This is a genomic window from Lysinibacillus sp. ZYM-1, from assembly GCF_001308875.1.
Taxonomy (GTDB): Bacteria; Bacillota; Bacilli; order Bacillales_A; family Planococcaceae; genus Lysinibacillus.
Window position 1 is genome coordinate 36,951 of sequence record NZ_KQ465132.1, and the last position, 17,996, is coordinate 54,946.

Genomic DNA, 17,996 nt, shown 5'->3' on the forward strand with positions numbered 1-17,996 from the left:
GGAGAAGCGTTTGTCATTTGAATTAAAGGTCAAAGCATTTATTGAAAAAGAGCAATTATTACAGCAAGACGACCATCTTCTCATCGCCGTTTCGGGTGGAGTAGATTCTATGGCTTTACTCCATTATTTTGTTCAAACACAAGAGCAATGGAACATTCGGGTGGAGGCAGTACATGTCGACCATATGCTAAGAGGAGAGGCTTCTGCTGAAGATAGAGCATTTGTACAAAAGTATTGTGATGAAAATGGCGTTAACTTACATGCCACAGCGATTCCGATTCCAACCATTATGGCACAGGAAAATGGGAATACACAGCTAATTTGTCGTAGAGAAAGGTATCGGTATTTTAAAGAAGTTTTGCACAAAACTAATGCTAAAAAGCTTGTAACTGCACATCATGCGGATGACCAACTGGAGTCAGTATTAATGGCCCTGACAAAAAATGCAACAATGAATAGCATGCAAGGCATACGCCCTCAGCGACATTTTGAAGGAAAATCATTAATTCGTCCGTTTTTAACGGTTACAAAGACTGAAATAGGGGAATATTTACTTAGAAAAGGTTTAAATTATCGAGAGGATGCCAGCAATTCGAAAGATAGCTATGTACGAAATCGATTTAGACATCATGTGGTGCCTTTACTGGAGGCAGAAAACCCGCGAGTGACCGAACAAGTGACCCATTTTACATCGCAATTGCAAGAAGACAATACCTTTTTAATGTCATTAGCTCAAGATGTATTTTCCAAAACCATAACAAGAAGTAACGAAAATACATATAGCATGGAAATTGAGGCTTTTCAATTGGTACCACTTGCTTTACAAAGGAGGCTCATTTTAATACTATTAAACTATCTTTACAAAGATTCAAATACGATACAAAGTTATGCTTTATTGACTTCAATTTTAAAGCTTTGTGATACGACAGCAGGGTATGCTGAAATTCACTTGCCTGAGGAATTCCTTGCAGTTCGCCGTTACGGAAAATTAACGATTCAGAAGAATGGTTCAACAGAAGGATGCGCTTCTTCTGAGAAAATGATTCTTTCAACTGCTAATGGGTGGACAACACTGACAAATGGTGAACGCTTATGCGTAGTCAAGTTGCACGATTTATCGTCAGAATTGATGACGGATACTGCACAACTTTTTTATTTTAACGCTAGCAAACTCCACCTACCGCTCTATATTCGAGCACGCAAGGATGGAGACAGAATGCTGTTAAAAGGAATGGATCAGCCAAAACGCTTATCTCGCCTTTTTATAGATGAAAAGATTCCTTTGAATGAGCGGAATAGCTGGCCGCTACTGATTTCTCAGTCTGATGAGGTGGTAGCGGTAATTGGTGTGCGTGTGGGAATATTTTTTTCAACCACTCCTCAACCAAACGATGATACAGTGCTCATCGTAGACTAAGGTCTTTGTAAAAAAATTCACCGTAATAGGTTGAAGATTTGTTGATACATCACGAGGAGGAATCGATATGTTACAAAAAGACATCGAAAAAGTTATGATTACAGAAGAACAATTGCAAGAAAGAATTGCAGATCTAGGTGCACAATTAACAGCGGAATACAAAGATGCATTCCCATTAGCTGTTGGTGTTCTTAAAGGAGCAATGCCATTTATGACAGACCTCATGAAACGTTTTGATTCTTTCATTGAGTTAGATTTCATGGATGTTTCTAGCTATGGTAATGCGACTGTTTCATCAGGAGAAGTAAAAATTTTAAAGGATTTAAATACAAGCGTTGAGGGGCGTGACGTATTAATTATCGAGGATATTATTGATAGCGGTTTAACGTTAAGCTATCTAGTAGATTTATTTAAATATCGTAAAGCAAAATCCATTAAAATCGTTACACTGCTTGATAAACCATCAGGTCGAAAAGTTAACCTATCTGCAGATTATGTTGGTTTTGAAGTTCCAGACGGCTTTGTGGTTGGATATGGTTTAGATTACGCTGAAAAATATCGTAACTTACCTTATATTGGTATCTTGAAACCTGAAGTTTATTCATTCTAAGATACAACACCACCAGCTTTAAAAGTTTTGGCCTCCAGCGCAAGTCACGTATTTTTTGTTATGTTTAACATAATTCAAAATCTTGACACAATGTTCAGCTATTTCGAGCCCAAGGAACAGGTACAATTACGCTGGGATGTATAAAGATGGCCTAAAAACTGTTTTGATAATAGAAAAAATGAACGAAACATTTTTTAAGTAGGGCTTTTCGTTGTATGATGAAATCATGATATGTTAAGATTTTACTTATAATTTTTCTGTTTGTAATGAGGAGGCTGGAGATGAATCGAATATTTCGATATACCATATTCTATCTACTGATTTTCCTAGTGATTATCGGTATTTTTGGTACTTTCAATAGTGGTAATTCACCAACGAAAGAATTATCTTATCATGAGTTTCAACAAGCTCTAGATAAAAAAGAAATAACAAGTGCTACAATTCAACCTGATAAATCAGTTTACGTCGTTGAAGGTACACTGAAAGGTTATGAAAAGGGTCAAAGCTTTACAACGAATATCCCTCGTGATAACCAATCTTTAATGGACCGTATCGATGAGGCTGCTAAGGATAAAAATAGTAATATTAGTTATTTAGCAGCACCAGAGACAAGTGGATGGATTCAATTCTTTACAGGAATTATTCCTTTCATTATCATCATTTTCTTATTCTTCTTCCTAATGAGCCAATCTCAAGGTGGCGGTAATAAAGTGATGAGCTTTGGTAAAAGTAAAGCTAAACTTTATGATGACCAAAAGAAAAAAGTACGTTTTACAGATGTTGCAGGTGCTGATGAAGAAAAGGCAGAGCTTGTCGAGGTCGTAGATTTCTTAAAAGACCATCGCAAATTTACTGAAATTGGTGCACGTATTCCAAAAGGTATCTTGCTTGTCGGTCCTCCAGGTACTGGTAAAACATTACTTGCACGTGCAGTAGCAGGTGAAGCAGGCGTTCCATTCTTCTCTATTTCAGGTTCTGACTTCGTAGAAATGTTTGTCGGTGTCGGTGCATCACGTGTCCGAGATTTATTTGAAAATGCTAAGAAAAACGCACCATGTATTATCTTTATTGATGAAATTGATGCGGTTGGTCGTCAACGTGGCGCAGGTCTTGGCGGTGGACATGATGAGCGTGAACAAACACTCAACCAATTGTTAGTTGAAATGGATGGTTTCGGAGCAAACGAAGGTATTATTATCATCGCTGCAACAAACCGCCCAGATATTTTAGATAAAGCGTTATTACGTCCAGGTCGTTTTGACCGTCAAATTACAGTAGGTCATCCTGATGTAAAAGGGCGTGAAGCTATTCTTAAAGTACACGCACGCAATAAGCCTTTAGCAGATACAGTTGATTTAGCAGCAGTTGCTCAACGTACACCAGGTTTCTCAGGTGCAGATCTAGAAAACTTACTAAACGAAGCAGCACTTGTTGCAGCTCGTAAAAGTAAACGCACAATCAATATGGTGGATATCGATGAAGCCTCTGACCGAGTAATTGCTGGGCCAGCAAAAGCAAGTCGAGTATATTCAGCTAAAGAGAAAAAACTTGTTTCCTTCCATGAAGCTGGTCACGTAGTAGTAGGTCTTGAGCTTGATGAAGCGGATACAGTACACAAAGTTACAATTGTTCCACGTGGTCAAGCGGGTGGATATGCGATTATGTTACCGAAGGAAGAACGCTTCTTTACAACAAAGCAAGAGCTTTTAGATCGTATTGCAGGTCTTCTTGGTGGTCGTGTAGCTGAAGAAATTGTTCTTGGTGAAGTTTCTACTGGGGCACATAACGACTTCCAAAAGGTTACAAGTATTGCGCGTGCTATGGTTACCGAATACGGAATGAGTGAAAACCTTGGTGCTATGCAATTCGGTTCAAGTCAGGGTGGTAATGTATTCCTTGGTCGTGATTTTAATTCTGATCAAAACTATTCTGACTCAGTAGCCTATGAAATTGATAAAGAAATGCAAAAAATTATTGATACACAATATGAGCGTACGAAGCGTATCCTTACGGAAAAACGTCATCTGCTTGATTTGATTGCCGGTACTTTAATGGAAAAAGAAACATTAAATGCACAGGAAATCGAGCATTTACGTGATCATGGTGTTTTACCAGAACCAGAGGCTGTAGAGAAAGCTGAGGAGATTACTCCGAAGATTGAAGCGAAGCCAACATTAGATACTATTGGTGAACCCGTTGTTGAGAAAGAGCTACTTAGTAAAGAGCCAAACCCAACAACTTTGGATCTGGCAAAAGAAAGTAAAGAACCAAATGATGCTCCTAAGGGTATCGATGAAAAGCGTGATTAAAACTTGGAAAGACTGTTTACTAGATGTTTGGTAAACAGTCTTTTTCTTTGCCTTTTCTTGCTAATAAGCATTAGGATATATTTAGGTAAGTCAGCTGCATACAACTCTGAGCTTAGATGCGGAGAAGTTGTATGTGTTAGTAAAAACAGATTGGAGTGTTTAACATGGGAAATGTAACTTTGAATAATGGACTTAAAATGCCTTTGGTTGGTTACGGTGTATTTCGTGTTCCAGAAGGAGAAGATCTAGCTGAAGCGGTAAAAACAGCTATCGCTAAAGGTTATCGTAGCATTGATACAGCGCAAGTATATCGTAATGAAGAAAGTGTTGGACGAGGGATACGAGCAGCCATTGAGGAAGGTTTGGTAACTCGTGAAGAACTATTTATAACATCTAAAGTATGGAACGATGGACTTTCCTATGAAGAAACACTTGCCGCTTATGATAGCAGTTTAGAGAAAATAGGATTAGATTATTTGGATTTGTATTTAGTGCATTGGCCAGGTACTGACCAAAATTATTTGGGTGTTTATAAAGCACTTGAAAAAATTTATCAAGATGGTCGTGTGCGTTCAATTGGTGTTAGTAACTTCCACGTACATCATTTAGAAAGTCTTATGAAAGAAGCTACAGTTGTTCCTGTTATTAATCAAATTGAATTCCATCCACATTTAACACAAGAGGAAGTTCGTGCCTATTGTAATGATAAGGGTATACAGGTGGAGGCGTGGTCTCCTTTAATGAACGGTGCATTATTGGAGGAAGTATTGATTCAAGAGCTAGCTTCTAAATATGGTAAAACACCCGCACAGATCGTGTTACGCTATGATGTACAGCACAATGTTGTAACTATTCCAAAAACGATGACAGCAACACGTATGGTTGAGAATCTTGATGTTTTTGACTTTGTATTATCAGATGATGAAATGACTCAATTGGATGCTTTAAATGATGGATTACGTTGTGGTCCAGATCCTGAAAAGTTTAATTTTAAATAATTTTTAAGGGCTTCCTAATTTTGGAGGCTCTTTTTTTATGAAGGTTTGAATACTATTTCCTAGTATAAAAAGTATGGTATCATTTTCTAAAGTGTTTTAAATTCAATTGAGATTGATGGTGTAAGTTGTAACAGTACGTTTGAGAAAGTTACAATGACGATATGGGAGGTGTCAACCTTGATTTTAGTTTTAGATGCAGGGAATTCTAATATTGTGTTAGGTGTCTATGATGACAACGATCAGTTAGCCTTCCATTGGCGTATGGTGACAGACCTTTATAAAACCGAAGATGAATATGCTATGCAAGTTCTTTCGTTTTTTAATCACGCAGGCATTTCATTTGAACAAATTACGGGCATTATTATATCCTCGGTTGTGCCACCAATTATGTTTTCATTAGAGGCAATGTGTCAGAAGTATTTTCGAAAAAAACCGCTAGTAGTGGGTCCAGGTGTGAAAACAGGTTTAAATATTAAATACGAAAATCCTCGTGAAGTTGGTTCTGACCGTATTGTCAACGCTATAGCAGCTTTAGACTTATATAAGGCACCTTGCATTATAGTTGATTTTGGTACAGCGACAACCTATTGCTATTTAAACGAAAAAGGCGATTACATGGGTGGTGCTATTGCGCCAGGTATAACGATTTCTACAGAGGCACTTTATACACAGGCTGCAAGATTGCCACGTATTGAAATATTGAGACCTACACATATTGTAGGGAAAACAACTGTTTCTGCCATGCAGGCCGGAATTTTTTATGGCTTTGTTGGACAAGTTGAAGGCATTGTTAATCGAATGAAGGCACAAAGTAAAGAGGAGCCATTAGTTATTGCTACTGGAGGATTAGCAAATCTAATTGCAGGGGAAACGCAAATTATTGATGTTGTGGATCCGTATTTAACTTTAAAGGGTTTATATAAGTTATATAAACGTAACCAATAGGAAATGAGGGACATTTCGTTTATGAAGGATTATTTAGTTAGAGGTTTAGGATTTAATGGGCAGGTTCGTGTGTTTGCAGCACGTACCACAGCCACAGTTGCAGAAGCGCAACGTCGTCACGATACATGGCCGGTTGTATCAGCAGCTTTAGGACGTTCAATGACAGCCGCTGTAATGATGGGAGCTATGTTAAAAGGTGAGGAGAAAATCACCATTAAAATTGAGGGTAATGGTCCAATCGGTCCAATGGTGATCGATAGTAATGCGTATGGAGAAGTACGAGGATTTGTCACAAATCCTCATGTTCATTTCGACTTAAACGAGCATGGTAAGCTAGATGTGCGAGCGGGGGTTGGAACAGAAGGAGCGTTAACAATCGTCAAGGACATTGGTTTAAGAGATATGTTCTCTGGTCAAACACCGATTGTCTCAGGTGAAATTGCTGAAGATTTTACTTATTATTTTGCTACATCTGAGCAAGTGCCTTCATCAGTTGGTTTAGGTGTTTTGGTAAACCCGGACAACACAATTCTTGCAGCTGGAGGATTCATTCTGCAATTAATGCCAGGCTGTGATGAAGAGACAATCAATGAAATCGAACAACATCTTGCTACAATAGAGCCCGTTTCAAAAATGATTGAAAAAGGTTATACACCTGAGCAAATTTTAGAGGCTGTATTAGGAAATGGTCATCTGAAAATTCTAGATTCCATGCCAGTTGAATTTAAATGTCAATGTTCAAAAGAGCGGTTTGGTGCAGCAATTTTAGGTCTAGGAATAGCAGAAATTAAAGAAATGATTAAAGAGGATGGTAGTGCAGAAGCACAATGTCATTTCTGCCTAGAGAGATACCATTTTTCAAAAGAAGAGTTAGAAGGGTTTATTGATGAGCTCCAATCGTAATAGACGACCTTCTGCCACTTCAACACCAAACCAAACCCCTTTATTACAACGTCGTTTAAAGACAAAACCAGCTTTGGCTGTCATTACAGTATTATTATTAAGCAATATTTTATGGTTTATTGCTTGGTTAATCCCAAATAAAGGTCAGGAAATTGGTAGCGACGAACAAGTCGCTGCCATTGACGGGGATGTTATCACGCGACAAGAGTGGATGATTGCAATGGAAGAACGATATGGCAAAGAAACATTGCAAAATTTAGTTAATGAATCTGTAATGGAAAAGGCGGCAAAGACATATAAAATTAAAGTTACTGATCAAGAAATTGATCTAGAATTAGCCTTAATGCGTTCTGCTCAAGATAAATTTGATACAGCTATGCAAAATCTCTCAGCAGAGCAACTACGCCAAAAAATTCGTTCACAACTTATCTTAGATAAGGTACTTACAAAAGACGTAGTGATAAGTGAAGAAAGTATTGAAAAGTACTATGAGGAAAATCAGGGACTTTACAATACAAAAACAAGCTATCGTACCAATTTTATTGAGGTGGACTCCAAGAAAGCTGCTGATGAGGCATTGGGTGAATTAAAAAATGGCTCTGATTTTTCAGTGCTGGCCCGTGAAATTTCCTTAGACAGTGCTTCTGCAAGCTTAGGAGGAGATGTTGGTTTCCTTATTGAAAATCAGGAAAATGTGGATCCTGCCATTATCAATGCTGTGAAATCTATAAAGGCAAATGAAGTAAGTAAAGCCTTTAAGTTAGATAATGGTCATTATGGGATTGTTCAGGTGCAAGAGGTTTTGGAGGGGCAATCCTTTACATATGACGATGTGAAAGAACATATCGAGCGAGAATTGGCTTTAGAGCAATTGCCACAATCTGTTACACCGGAAGCATTTTGGTCTGAATTTAATGCTACATGGTATTATGGAGAGTCTAAAAAAGAGAAGTGATAAATGAAAGAGTCTGCAAGATTTTTGCGGGTAGTAGGAGTCTAAAAAACTTGCAGGCATTTGATGTCATCAGAATGGACTTACCCGCCAAATGATGCAGATTCTTTTTACTCTTTGTGCGATGTTTGATTGACTAGTAAAATATCCATTTACAGAAGATAAATATTCTGAAAATACAAGTTTTATTTATTGACAATCGAATGGTAAAATTGATAAAATACAAAATAAGTAAAACCTATAAAAATAGTAGGGATTGGGAGTGGATTATTAAATGAGTAGATTAGCGAACTCTATAGCTGAATTAGTTGGTAAAACACCAATCGTAAAATTAAATCATGCAACAAGTGAAAATGAAGGTACTGTTTATGTAAAATTAGAGTATTTTAATCCGGGGAGCTCTGTGAAAGACCGATTAGCTTTAGCGATGATTGAAGCAGCTGAAAAAGATGGAACGTTACTACCAGGTGGTACGATTATCGAGCCAACATCTGGTAATACAGGTATTGGTCTTGCGATGATTGCAGCAGCTAAAGGCTATAAAGCCATTTTAGTTATGCCAGAAACAATGAGCTTAGAGCGTCGTAACCTACTTCGTGCTTATGGTGCAGAGCTTGTGTTAACTCCTGGTCCAGCTGGGATGAAGGGGGCTATTGCTAAAGCAGAAGAACTATCTGCAGAGCATGGCTATTTCTTGCCACAACAATTCACGAACCCAGCAAACGCTGTTATTCACCGTCTAACAACAGGCCCTGAAATTGTTGAAGCTTTTGATGGCTTAACACTAGATGCATTTGTAGCTGGAGTTGGTACAGGAGGTACTATTACAGGTGCAGGTGCCGTATTAAAAGAAAAATATCCAAATATAGAAATTATCGCTGTAGAGCCAAAAGATTCTCCAGTTCTTTCTGGTGGTCAACCAGGTCCACATAAAATTCAAGGAATAGGAGCTGGATTTGTGCCAACTGTTTTAGATACGGATATCTATTCTTCTGTATTCCCTGTTGAAAACGAGGTAGCTTTTGAGGTAGCTCGTAAAGTAGCGCGTGAAGAAGGGATTTTATGTGGTATTTCATCTGGCGCTGCAATCTACGCTGCGATTGAAGCCGCAAAACGTTTAGGTAAGGGTTCAAATGTCCTTGCGATTGTGCCTTCAAATGGTGAACGTTACCTATCAACACCTCTATATCAATTTGAAGATTAATTTAAGTTTATAAAAAAAGACTCCTTCATGTTAAGGGGTCTTTTTTAGTGCGCTTAGAAACTCATAGGCCTTATAAAAATATTCGCATCTATGTAATATTCAAGTTAAGATGGAATCACATCATATGATTTAAAGGGGAAAACTAACTTGAAGACAATTCTTACGAAAACAGTAACGATGGATGCAGATTCATTTTTTTATAGTTATAAAAAGCAAACAGAGACACAACATTCGCATGTCTTTTTAGAAAGTGGACGTGGAGGTCATTTTACAATAGCTGCTTGGAATCCATTAGCAACTGCACAATCAGTAGAAGATGGACTTTTAGTAAATTGGAGAAACGGCAGGAGTGAAGTTTTACCTGGTGAATCTCTTACATTACTGGAAGAACTCGTGGCAGAATATCAAATTTCTTATAATGTGGAACTTCCGGTTTTTCAGGGAGGCGCTGTTGGATTTGTGACATATGATTATGCGCGTAAAATTGAAGTACTTCCCAATATAGCTAAGGATGATCTACAAGTACCAGATATTTATTTTTATCTGTTTGATTGCTGGGCAGTACACGATGTAAAAAACAATACAGTCACGCTAATGAAGTTAGAAGATTGTGCTGTTGACTTAGAAGAGTGGGCTACCAATTGGCAGGTTGCAGCCCAGGATGCGCTAGCTATGCGCAAATTTGAAAAAACAAATGCTATAGAAGTTGTCAATGATGAGAATGAATTGCTTGTTTCATTTGCAGGAACTGATTTTGAGGCGGCAGTGAGAAAAATTCAAACTTATATTGCACAAGGTGATGTGTTTCAGGTGAATTTGTCTGTTCGTCAATCCAAAAAATTAAATGCGACAGCGATGGATGTATATGAGGCATTACGAGCCTTTAATCCGTCACCTTACATGGCTTATATTGAAGCGCCCGATTTTGCTGTTGTTTCTGGATCACCTGAGCTTTTAGTCAAACGTCAAGGTCAAGAGTTATCGACGAGACCAATTGCAGGAACTCGACCAAGAGGGAAATCTGAAGCGGAAGATTTAGCGTTAGCTCAAGAATTAATTGATAATGAGAAAGAACGTGCAGAGCATGTGATGTTAGTAGATTTAGAACGTAATGATTTAGGTCGAGTATCAACTTATGGAACAGTAGAAGTGGATGAGTTTATGGTCATTGAACGCTATTCACATGTCATGCATATTGTTTCTAATGTGCGGGGAGAAATAGCGGAAGGCAAAACAAATGCAGACGTTATCCGTGCCATGTTCCCAGGAGGTACTATTACTGGTGCACCGAAGATACGTACGATGGAGATTATTGAAGAATTAGAGCCTGTACGACGAGGTTTATACACGGGTTCCATTGGCTGGCTCGGCTATACCGGAGACATGGAGTTCAATATTGTGATTCGTACAGCATTTATAAAAGATGGGGTTGCACATATTCAGGCAGGAGCAGGTATTGTCATTGACTCTGTTCCAGAAAGAGAATATCAGGAATCTTTAAATAAAGCGAAGGCAATGTGGCAGGCAAAGGCAATGGCGGAGGAGCGAGCAAAATGATTTTAATGATCGATAACTATGATTCGTTTATTTATAACATCGTACAATATTTGGGTGAATTTGGTCATGAAGTGGTAGTAAAGCGAAATGATGTATTAACAGTAGAAGAAATAGAGCAACTAGCACCTGATATGATTGTTATTTCTCCGGGGCCGTGTAGTCCAAATGAGGCGGGTGAAAGTCTGAACATTATCCGATATTTCGCGGGAAATATTCCGATTTTGGGTGTGTGTCTTGGACATCAGGCTATTGCACAAGTATTTGGTGGCCAGGTAGTACGAGCGGAGCGCCTTATGCATGGAAAGACATCACCTGTGTTCCATGCTGAAGTTGGTTTACATCAAGCTATGCCAAATCCGTTCCAAGCTACTCGCTATCACTCTCTTATTGTAGAAAAAGAGACACTACCGACGTGCCTAGAAGTAACCGCTTGGACAGAAGAGGAAGAAATTATGGGGCTTCGTCACAAAGATTATCCAATAGAGGGCGTACAATATCATCCAGAATCTATTATGACTGAGCAAGGTAAAAAACTCCTACGTCAATTTATAGAAATGTACGTAGAAGGAGTGAAATAAATGCAGTGCTGGATGAACGGAAGCTATACTGCCGCACAGGATTTACGGATTTCCCCCTTTGACCATGGTTTTTTATATGGTTTGGGTTTCTTTGAAACGTTCCGAACATATGAAGGTCAGGTATTTGAATGGAACGCGCATATGGAAAGGTTACAGCAAGCTTTATCACAATATCGCATTCATTTCACTTATCCCGAAAATGTTTTACTTGAGATTGTGCAACAATTAAATGAACAGGCGGGTGGTCAGGATGGCTATTTCCGTCTTAATGTTTCAGCAGGAGAACATAATATTGGTTTGCAACCGACAGAATATGCACAACCCAATGTCATTATCTTTCGTAAAGAATTACAGGACACACCTCGTGGTACTGAAAAGACAGCTCAATGGCTTACTACACCACGGAATTCACCTGAACAAGGATTGAGGGTTAAATCACATCATTATGGCAACAATGTGCTTGGTCGCTTCGAGTTGCCATCATTGGCACAGCAAGAAGGTTTCTTTTTAACGGAAACTGGCTATGTTGCAGAAGGTGTGACCTCAAATGTTTTTTGGGTAAAAAATGATATACTATATACGCCTTCTTTGGAAACAGGTATTTTACCAGGAGTTATTCGAGCTTGGGTTATTAAGAAAGCTGTTGCTCTTGGTATTGAAGTAAGAGAAGGCTTTTATACGAAGGAAGACTTACGACAAAGTACGGAATGCTTTATTACCAATTCTGTGCAGGAGCTTGTACCAATCATTAATTTAGAGAACCAGCAATTATTGGGTAATAAAGGGCCTGTTTATTCGTGTTTACATGATGCATTTGTTCAAGAAGTGGAGCAAGGATAGAAGGAGCGTTTGTATGCTTAAAAAATATAAGAAACCATTAACGATTAATGGTATTACATTAGACTTTACAAAAGAAACCTTTGTAATGGGTATTCTAAATGTTACACCCGACTCCTTCTCAGATGGAGGAAAATTCAACAATGTTGAAGCTGCAGTAGTTCAAGCAAAAAAAATGGTGGCAGATGGGGCTAAAATAATTGATGTAGGCGGAGAATCTACACGTCCTGGTTACGAGCGTATTTCAGATGAAGATGAAATTGCGCGTATTGTACCTGTTATTAAAGCAATATTGAAAGAAGTAAATGCCATTATTTCCGTTGATACGTATAAAGCAAATGTAGCGCGAGCAGCCGTCGAGGCAGGGGCGCATATCATAAATGATATTTGGGGAGCGAAAGCGGAACCGGAGATTGCACAGGTTGCTGCTGATTTACATGTTCCTATTATTTTAATGCACAATCGTGAAAATAAGGATTATGGTGTTGATTTTTGGACGACAGCAAAGACAGATTTAGAAAAAAGTATTGCTATCGCACATCAAGCTGGGGTCCCTGATAATCATATTATCCTAGATCCTGGTATCGGCTTTGCCAAAAATACCGAGCACAATATTGCTATGATGCAGCACTTAAAGGATTTAGTGGGTATGGGCTACCCTGTGCTTTTAGCAACATCGCGTAAATCCATGATTGGTAATGTTTTGAATCTACCTGTTGAGGAACGTCTTGAAGGGACGGGGGCAACAGTAGTTTATGGAATCGAAAAGGGCTGTCATATGATACGCGTTCATGATGTAAAAGAAATGGCACGTGCAACGCATATGGCTGATGTGTTGGTAGGGAAACGATTGTATAAGGAGGAGGCATAATGGATTATATTCATTTAAAGGACATGCAGTTTTACGGTTACCATGGGGTACTAGCTGCAGAAACAACTCTTGGTCAACGTTTTCGAGCAAATGTTTCGCTTGCTGTAGATATGACAATGGCTGGAGAAACAGATGATCTAACTTATACAGTGAATTATGCTGAGGTATATGCGTTATGTCGTGACATTGTGGAAGGAGAACCTTTTAAGCTTATTGAGGCCCTTGTTGTGAAAATAGCAAACGTCATATTAACAACCTACCCTGAAAAAGTAAAAGGTGTTCGTGTAGAACTGATTAAACCAGACCCACCAATTCATGGCTATTACAAAGAGGTTTCTGTTGAAGTAACGAGAGGTGATTTCTAATGAAGGATGTCTACTTATCTATAGGTACAAATATGGGGGAGCGATATGAGAACCTTCAACAAGCTGTTGCTCTTTTAAAAGAAGAGGAGAACATTGAAGTTGTTCGTATTTCATCTGTTTATGAAACAGCGGCAGTAGGGTATACAGACCAGGCAGATTTTTTGAATATTGCTGTTCATCTAAAAACAGATGCCTCATCTGCTAATATGTTGGAGATTTGCCAATCGGTTGAACAGGAATTAGGGCGTGTACGAGAATTTCGCTGGGGTCCGCGAATCATTGACCTTGACATTTTGGTATACAATCATGAAAATATTGAAACAGATAACCTAATTGTACCTCATCCAAGAATGTATGAGCGAGCATTCGTCTTAGTACCACTAGTTGAGATTACACCAACACCATTCGGAGATCAGCTACAACAAGCTCATAACTTATTGAAACAGATGGATTGTGAGAGTGAAGGTGTAAGCTTGTGGAAGCTGTTTAACGAACCTCTTACAGTGAGTTAGGTAGGCCTTTTATAATAATTTTAAATGTATTGCATTAACAATAGATATGGATAAATAGGTGAATGCCTATATAGGAGGAAGACAACGTTGAGTCAAACAACAGAGAAGCCCTTTCAAATTGGCGATATTGTCATGGACAACCGTGTTGTATTAGCTCCAATGGCAGGAATTTGTAACTCTGCTTTCCGATTAACGGTTAAGGAGTTCGGAGCAGGACTTGTATATGCTGAAATGATTAGTGATAAGGGCATTGTCCAAAAAAATGAAAAAACATTAGGTATGCTTTATATTGATGAACGTGAAAATCCCCTATCATTGCAAATTTTTGGTGGAGATAAAGAAACATTAGTAGAAGCGGCTAAGTATGTGGATGAAAATACAACCGCTGATATTATCGATATCAACATGGGTTGCCCTGTTAATAAAATTATTAAATGTGAAGCGGGAGCGCGTTTGTTATTAGATCCAAATAAAGTATATGAAATGGTGGCAGCTGTTGTCGATGCTGTGAAAAAACCTATCAGCGTTAAAATGCGTATTGGTTGGGATGATGAGCATATCTTTGCTATTGAAAATGCCCAAGCTGTTGAGCGTGCAGGAGCATCAGCAGTAGCGGTTCATGGACGTACTCGTGTACAAATGTACGAAGGTAAAGCGAATTGGGATATCATTCGTCAGGTAAAGGAAAATGTAAAGATCCCTGTTCTTGGTAATGGTGATGTAGAAACACCACAGGACGCTAAACGTATGCTCGAAACTACAGGTGTAGATGCAGTGATGATTGGTCGTGCTGCATTGGGTAACCCATGGATGATTTATCGTACAGTTCAATATTTAGAAACTGGTGAGTTAAAAGAAGAACCAAGTGTGCGCGAGAAAATGGATGTATGTCTACTTCACTTTGAACGTCTTCTCCAATTAAAAGGGGAAGGTATTGCGGTGCGTGAAATGCGTAAACATGCATCATGGTATTTGAAGGGAATTCGTGGTAATGGTAAAGCACGTAATGCTATTAACCAAACGGAAACTGCTGCAGAGCTCCGTGCGCTATTAAATGGCCTTGTACAGGAATATGAAGAGTGTGAGTCCAACCTTATTATTCCGGAGGCAAAAGAGTTAATTATATAGGACAAAGAAGTTAAGGGCGTCTCTAGTTTAGCCAGAGACGCTTTTTATAAGCTTTAATTTTTAGAATTATTAATTATCTTATCTTGTATTGAAATTAAACTGAAACAGATGATTACAGCTTTAAAATTGTGTACAATAGAAATATTATGGACGTAAACGCAATTTACTTAAGGAGTGAAACAAGTGTCAAACATAGAAGAATTAAATGATCAGCTTTTGGTGAGACGCCAAAAAATGACGACTATATTAGAGAACGGGCAAGATCCATTTGGAAGCCGTTTTGAGCGTACACATTTGTCAACAGAAGTACGTGAACAATTTGCAGAACAAACAAAAGAGCAGCTAGAAGAGAATCTTCAAGAGGTTATTATTGCGGGTCGTATTATGACAAAACGCGGTAAAGGAAAAGCTGGCTTTGCTCATATTCAAGATTTAGGTGGCCAAATTCAAATCTACGTTCGTCAAGACCATGTAGGTGAAGAAGCGTATGAATTATTTAAGCAAGCAGATTTAGGAGATATCGTAGGTGTCCGAGGAAATGTATTCCGTACACAAGTTGGGGAGCTCTCAGTAAAGGCTGAGGAATTTTCATTCCTTACAAAAGCGCTACGTCCTATGCCAGAGAAATTCCATGGATTACAGGATGTTGAGCAACGCTATCGTCAACGCTATTTAGATCTAATGACGAATGAAGATAGCAAATTAACATTTATAGCACGTTCTAAAATTATCCGTGCTATCCGCAACTATCTTGATAACGCTGGTTATTTAGAAGTAGAAACACCAATGCTTCATACAATTGCAGGTGGTGCAGCTGCTCGTCCATTTATTACACATCACAATGCGCTTGATATGGAATTATATATGCGAATCGCAATTGAATTGCATTTAAAACGCTTAATTGTAGGTGGTTTAGAAAAAGTTTATGAAATCGGTCGTGTATTCCGTAACGAAGGGATCTCTACACGTCACAACCCTGAATTTACAATGATCGAGCTATATGAAGCTTACGCTGACTATCAAGATATCATGTCTCTAACTGAAAATCTTATAGCGCATGTTGCTCAAGAAGTTCTTGGCACAACTACAGTTCAGTATGGAGAAGATGAAATTAACCTTGCTGTAGGTTGGAAGCGAGTTCACATGGTGGATGCCGTAAAAGAAGCAACTGGTGTAGACTTCTGGCAGCCAATGACAAAAGAACAAGCTCAAGCCCTTGCTAAAGAACATGGTGTAGAAGTTAAAGATGTTCATGAAGTAGGTCATATTATCAATGAATTCTTTGAACAAAAAATAGAAGAGACACTTGTACAGCCTACATTTGTGTACGGACACCCAGTAGAAATCTCGCCTCTTGCGAAGAAAAATCCAGAGGACGAGCGTTTCACAGATCGCTTTGAGCTATTTATCGTTCGTCGTGAGCATGCTAATGCCTTTACAGAATTAAATGACCCAATTGATCAGCGTCAACGCTTTGAAGCACAATTAGCCGAGAAAGCAGCTGGTAACGATGAGGCACATGAAATGGACAATGACTTCATTGAAGCATTAGAATATGGTATGCCTCCAACAGGTGGACTAGGTATCGGTATTGACCGATTAATCATGCTATTAACAAATTCACCATCCATTCGTGATGTATTATTATTCCCGACAATGCGTCATATTACAAAATAGTAGTAGCCTCTTTTTAAGTAGCAATAAAAGAATAGAATGAATAAAGAGGAGAATTCGCAGGATAAGGCAATTCTCCTCTTTTTTGTACTAAAAAAATTAAGTTGTTTAAACGTTGATTATATTTGGGTTATACTTTTATAGTTCTATGTTTTACAAATATAGTAGATATTAAAGAAGTATTTTTATTGGGGGCATAAAATGAATTACAAAATTATTAACAAACAAGTATTTGAACAGGCGCAATTACGTTCTGTATCGGATGTTCCATTTACAGAAGAAGAACTTGAGCATGGAATGAAATTAGTGGTTGCTAAAAAAGACGAGAACCTTACTTTATATTTAGTAGAAATAGATGGGCATAAGAAGTTCGATGTTCGTTGGGATGATTCTTCTGAAATTTTCAGTGGTTGGTATTCTGCTTGGGATAATTTCTTATGGTGCTTAAGTATAGTTGATCCTCAAGATGACGGTTTAAAATAGTAGCGTAAAACTTGAGTAAAGAATGATGAGGGACTTTGCTTGAATAAGCAGGAGAAGAATGCAGCAGAGGCACTTTAACTCCTGCTTATATGTTTTACTGATTTTAGTTCTAAAAATAGTTGAGATTTAAAAGAAAGCGATGTATAGTAAAACAAATCATTCAGTTAGGAAAGAGAATAATGTTAAATCTGCATTCTCGTAAATGTATAAATTAGCTTACTGATACGTGATTTTTAAATAAAACCGATTTTTATTTAAAAAAACCTTGCGAAGTTTCTATGAACATGATAAATTATTACTTGTCGTTAAGACGACGCAAGAAACAACATCTCAGTAATGATTAGATAATCTAAAAAAGATGTTGACATTGAAAATTGATTATGATAGAATTTAAAAGTTGTCTCTTGTAAATTAAAAAACTTTTCAAAAAAGTTGTTGACAACGAAAATTGATTGTGTTATAATTTAAGAGTTGCTGTTAAAAAAACAGTTAACTAAATGAACCTTGAAAACTGAACAAGCAAAACGTAATCAATATAGTTTTTAGTAACTAGTCTTGCTAGTGAACGAAACAAAATTTTGGACATCAAAATTGATGCCAGCAAAACAATTTGAGCTTATCAAATTTCTTTTATGGAGAGTTTGATCCTGGCT

The 17,996-nt window shown here is 38.1% G+C and carries 17 protein-coding genes; all 17 read left to right on the forward strand.

Going from position 1 to position 17,996, the window contains the following annotated elements; translation table 11 throughout:
* The first annotated feature begins 10 nt into the window (after window positions 1-10).
* Complete coding sequence (gene tilS / locus AO843_RS18445; RefSeq protein ID WP_054612551.1) at window positions 11-1,417, forward strand: tRNA lysidine(34) synthetase TilS; 1,407 nt, start codon at window positions 11-13, stop codon at window positions 1,415-1,417.
* Window positions 1,418-1,484: 67 nt separating this feature from the next.
* On the forward strand, window positions 1,485-2,027 hold the full coding sequence (gene hpt / locus AO843_RS18450; protein ID WP_054612552.1) for a hypoxanthine phosphoribosyltransferase: 543 nt from the start codon (window positions 1,485-1,487) through the stop codon (window positions 2,025-2,027).
* Between the two features lie 281 nt (window positions 2,028-2,308).
* On the forward strand, window positions 2,309-4,336 hold the full coding sequence (gene ftsH / locus AO843_RS18455; protein ID WP_054612553.1) for an ATP-dependent zinc metalloprotease FtsH: 2,028 nt from the start codon (window positions 2,309-2,311) through the stop codon (window positions 4,334-4,336).
* Window positions 4,337-4,500: 164 nt separating this feature from the next.
* Window positions 4,501-5,334: an aldo/keto reductase gene (locus AO843_RS18460; protein WP_054612554.1), complete on the forward strand. Its 834-nt coding sequence runs from the start codon at window positions 4,501-4,503 to the stop codon at window positions 5,332-5,334.
* Between the two features lie 177 nt (window positions 5,335-5,511).
* Window positions 5,512-6,279, forward strand: a complete 768-nt coding sequence (locus tag AO843_RS18465) for a type III pantothenate kinase (protein WP_054612555.1) — start codon at window positions 5,512-5,514, stop codon at window positions 6,277-6,279.
* Window positions 6,280-6,300: 21 nt separating this feature from the next.
* Window positions 6,301-7,182, forward strand: coding sequence for an Hsp33 family molecular chaperone HslO (hslO, locus tag AO843_RS18470; RefSeq protein ID WP_054612556.1), 882 nt, complete (start codon window positions 6,301-6,303; stop codon window positions 7,180-7,182).
* Window positions 7,166-8,137, forward strand: coding sequence for a peptidyl-prolyl cis-trans isomerase (locus AO843_RS18475; protein WP_054612557.1), 972 nt, complete (start codon window positions 7,166-7,168; stop codon window positions 8,135-8,137). Before hslO ends, AO843_RS18475 begins: the two co-directional genes overlap by 17 nt.
* Window positions 8,138-8,408: 271 nt before the next feature.
* Entirely contained in the window at window positions 8,409-9,338 is a 930-nt protein-coding gene (gene cysK, locus AO843_RS18480) for a cysteine synthase A (protein ID WP_054612558.1), read from the forward strand.
* Window positions 9,339-9,485: 147 nt separating this feature from the next.
* Window positions 9,486-10,895: an aminodeoxychorismate synthase, component I gene (gene pabB / locus AO843_RS18485; RefSeq protein ID WP_054612559.1), complete on the forward strand. Its 1,410-nt coding sequence runs from the start codon at window positions 9,486-9,488 to the stop codon at window positions 10,893-10,895.
* Entirely contained in the window at window positions 10,892-11,473 is a 582-nt protein-coding gene (pabA, locus tag AO843_RS18490; RefSeq protein ID WP_054612560.1) for an aminodeoxychorismate/anthranilate synthase component II, read from the forward strand. The genes pabB and pabA overlap by 4 nt, the downstream gene beginning before the upstream one ends.
* Window positions 11,474-12,313, forward strand: a complete 840-nt coding sequence (gene pabC / locus AO843_RS18495) for an aminodeoxychorismate lyase (RefSeq protein ID WP_054612561.1) — start codon at window positions 11,474-11,476, stop codon at window positions 12,311-12,313.
* A gap of 13 nt (window positions 12,314-12,326) precedes the next feature.
* Window positions 12,327-13,181 carry a dihydropteroate synthase gene (folP, locus tag AO843_RS18500; protein WP_054612562.1) on the forward strand — a complete coding sequence of 285 codons (855 nt, stop codon included), beginning with the start codon at window positions 12,327-12,329 and terminating at the stop codon, window positions 13,179-13,181.
* Entirely contained in the window at window positions 13,181-13,546 is a 366-nt protein-coding gene (gene folB, locus AO843_RS18505) for a dihydroneopterin aldolase (RefSeq protein ID WP_054612563.1), read from the forward strand. The genes folP and folB overlap by 1 nt, the downstream gene beginning before the upstream one ends.
* Window positions 13,546-14,058 (forward strand): 2-amino-4-hydroxy-6-hydroxymethyldihydropteridine diphosphokinase, encoded by a 513-nt coding sequence (gene folK / locus AO843_RS18510; protein WP_054612564.1) that lies wholly within the window; start codon window positions 13,546-13,548, stop codon window positions 14,056-14,058. The genes folB and folK overlap by 1 nt, the downstream gene beginning before the upstream one ends.
* A gap of 87 nt (window positions 14,059-14,145) precedes the next feature.
* Window positions 14,146-15,186 carry a tRNA dihydrouridine synthase DusB gene (dusB, locus tag AO843_RS18515; RefSeq protein WP_054612565.1) on the forward strand — a complete coding sequence of 347 codons (1,041 nt, stop codon included), beginning with the start codon at window positions 14,146-14,148 and terminating at the stop codon, window positions 15,184-15,186.
* Window positions 15,187-15,360: 174 nt separating this feature from the next.
* A complete protein-coding gene (gene lysS, locus AO843_RS18520; protein WP_197278957.1) occupies window positions 15,361-16,863 on the forward strand; it encodes a lysine--tRNA ligase in 1,503 nt (500 codons plus the stop codon).
* A 198-nt stretch (window positions 16,864-17,061) separates the two neighbouring features.
* Window positions 17,062-17,343 carry a hypothetical protein gene (locus AO843_RS18525; RefSeq protein ID WP_054612567.1) on the forward strand — a complete coding sequence of 94 codons (282 nt, stop codon included), beginning with the start codon at window positions 17,062-17,064 and terminating at the stop codon, window positions 17,341-17,343.
* The last annotated feature ends 653 nt before the right edge of the window (window positions 17,344-17,996 follow it).

What these genes read in the sequence shown, in the direction of transcription:
- AO843_RS18525 (WP_054612567.1), top strand. Translation starts at nt 17,062, where the DNA reads ATGAATTACAAAATTATTAACAAACAAGTATTTGAACAGGCGCAATTA.
- AO843_RS18475 (WP_054612557.1), top strand. Translation starts at nt 7,166, where the DNA reads ATGAGCTCCAATCGTAATAGACGACCTTCTGCCACTTCAACACCAAAC.
- folP (WP_054612562.1), top strand. Translation starts at nt 12,327, where the DNA reads ATGCTTAAAAAATATAAGAAACCATTAACGATTAATGGTATTACATTA.
- pabA (WP_054612560.1), top strand. Translation starts at nt 10,892, where the DNA reads ATGATTTTAATGATCGATAACTATGATTCGTTTATTTATAACATCGTA.
- folK (WP_054612564.1), top strand. Translation starts at nt 13,546, where the DNA reads ATGAAGGATGTCTACTTATCTATAGGTACAAATATGGGGGAGCGATAT.
- cysK (WP_054612558.1), top strand. Translation starts at nt 8,409, where the DNA reads ATGAGTAGATTAGCGAACTCTATAGCTGAATTAGTTGGTAAAACACCA.
- hslO (WP_054612556.1), top strand. Translation starts at nt 6,301, where the DNA reads ATGAAGGATTATTTAGTTAGAGGTTTAGGATTTAATGGGCAGGTTCGT.
- folB (WP_054612563.1), top strand. Translation starts at nt 13,181, where the DNA reads ATGGATTATATTCATTTAAAGGACATGCAGTTTTACGGTTACCATGGG.
- pabC (WP_054612561.1), top strand. Translation starts at nt 11,474, where the DNA reads ATGCAGTGCTGGATGAACGGAAGCTATACTGCCGCACAGGATTTACGG.
- hpt (WP_054612552.1), top strand. Translation starts at nt 1,485, where the DNA reads ATGTTACAAAAAGACATCGAAAAAGTTATGATTACAGAAGAACAATTG.
- AO843_RS18460 (WP_054612554.1), top strand. Translation starts at nt 4,501, where the DNA reads ATGGGAAATGTAACTTTGAATAATGGACTTAAAATGCCTTTGGTTGGT.
- ftsH (WP_054612553.1), top strand. Translation starts at nt 2,309, where the DNA reads ATGAATCGAATATTTCGATATACCATATTCTATCTACTGATTTTCCTA.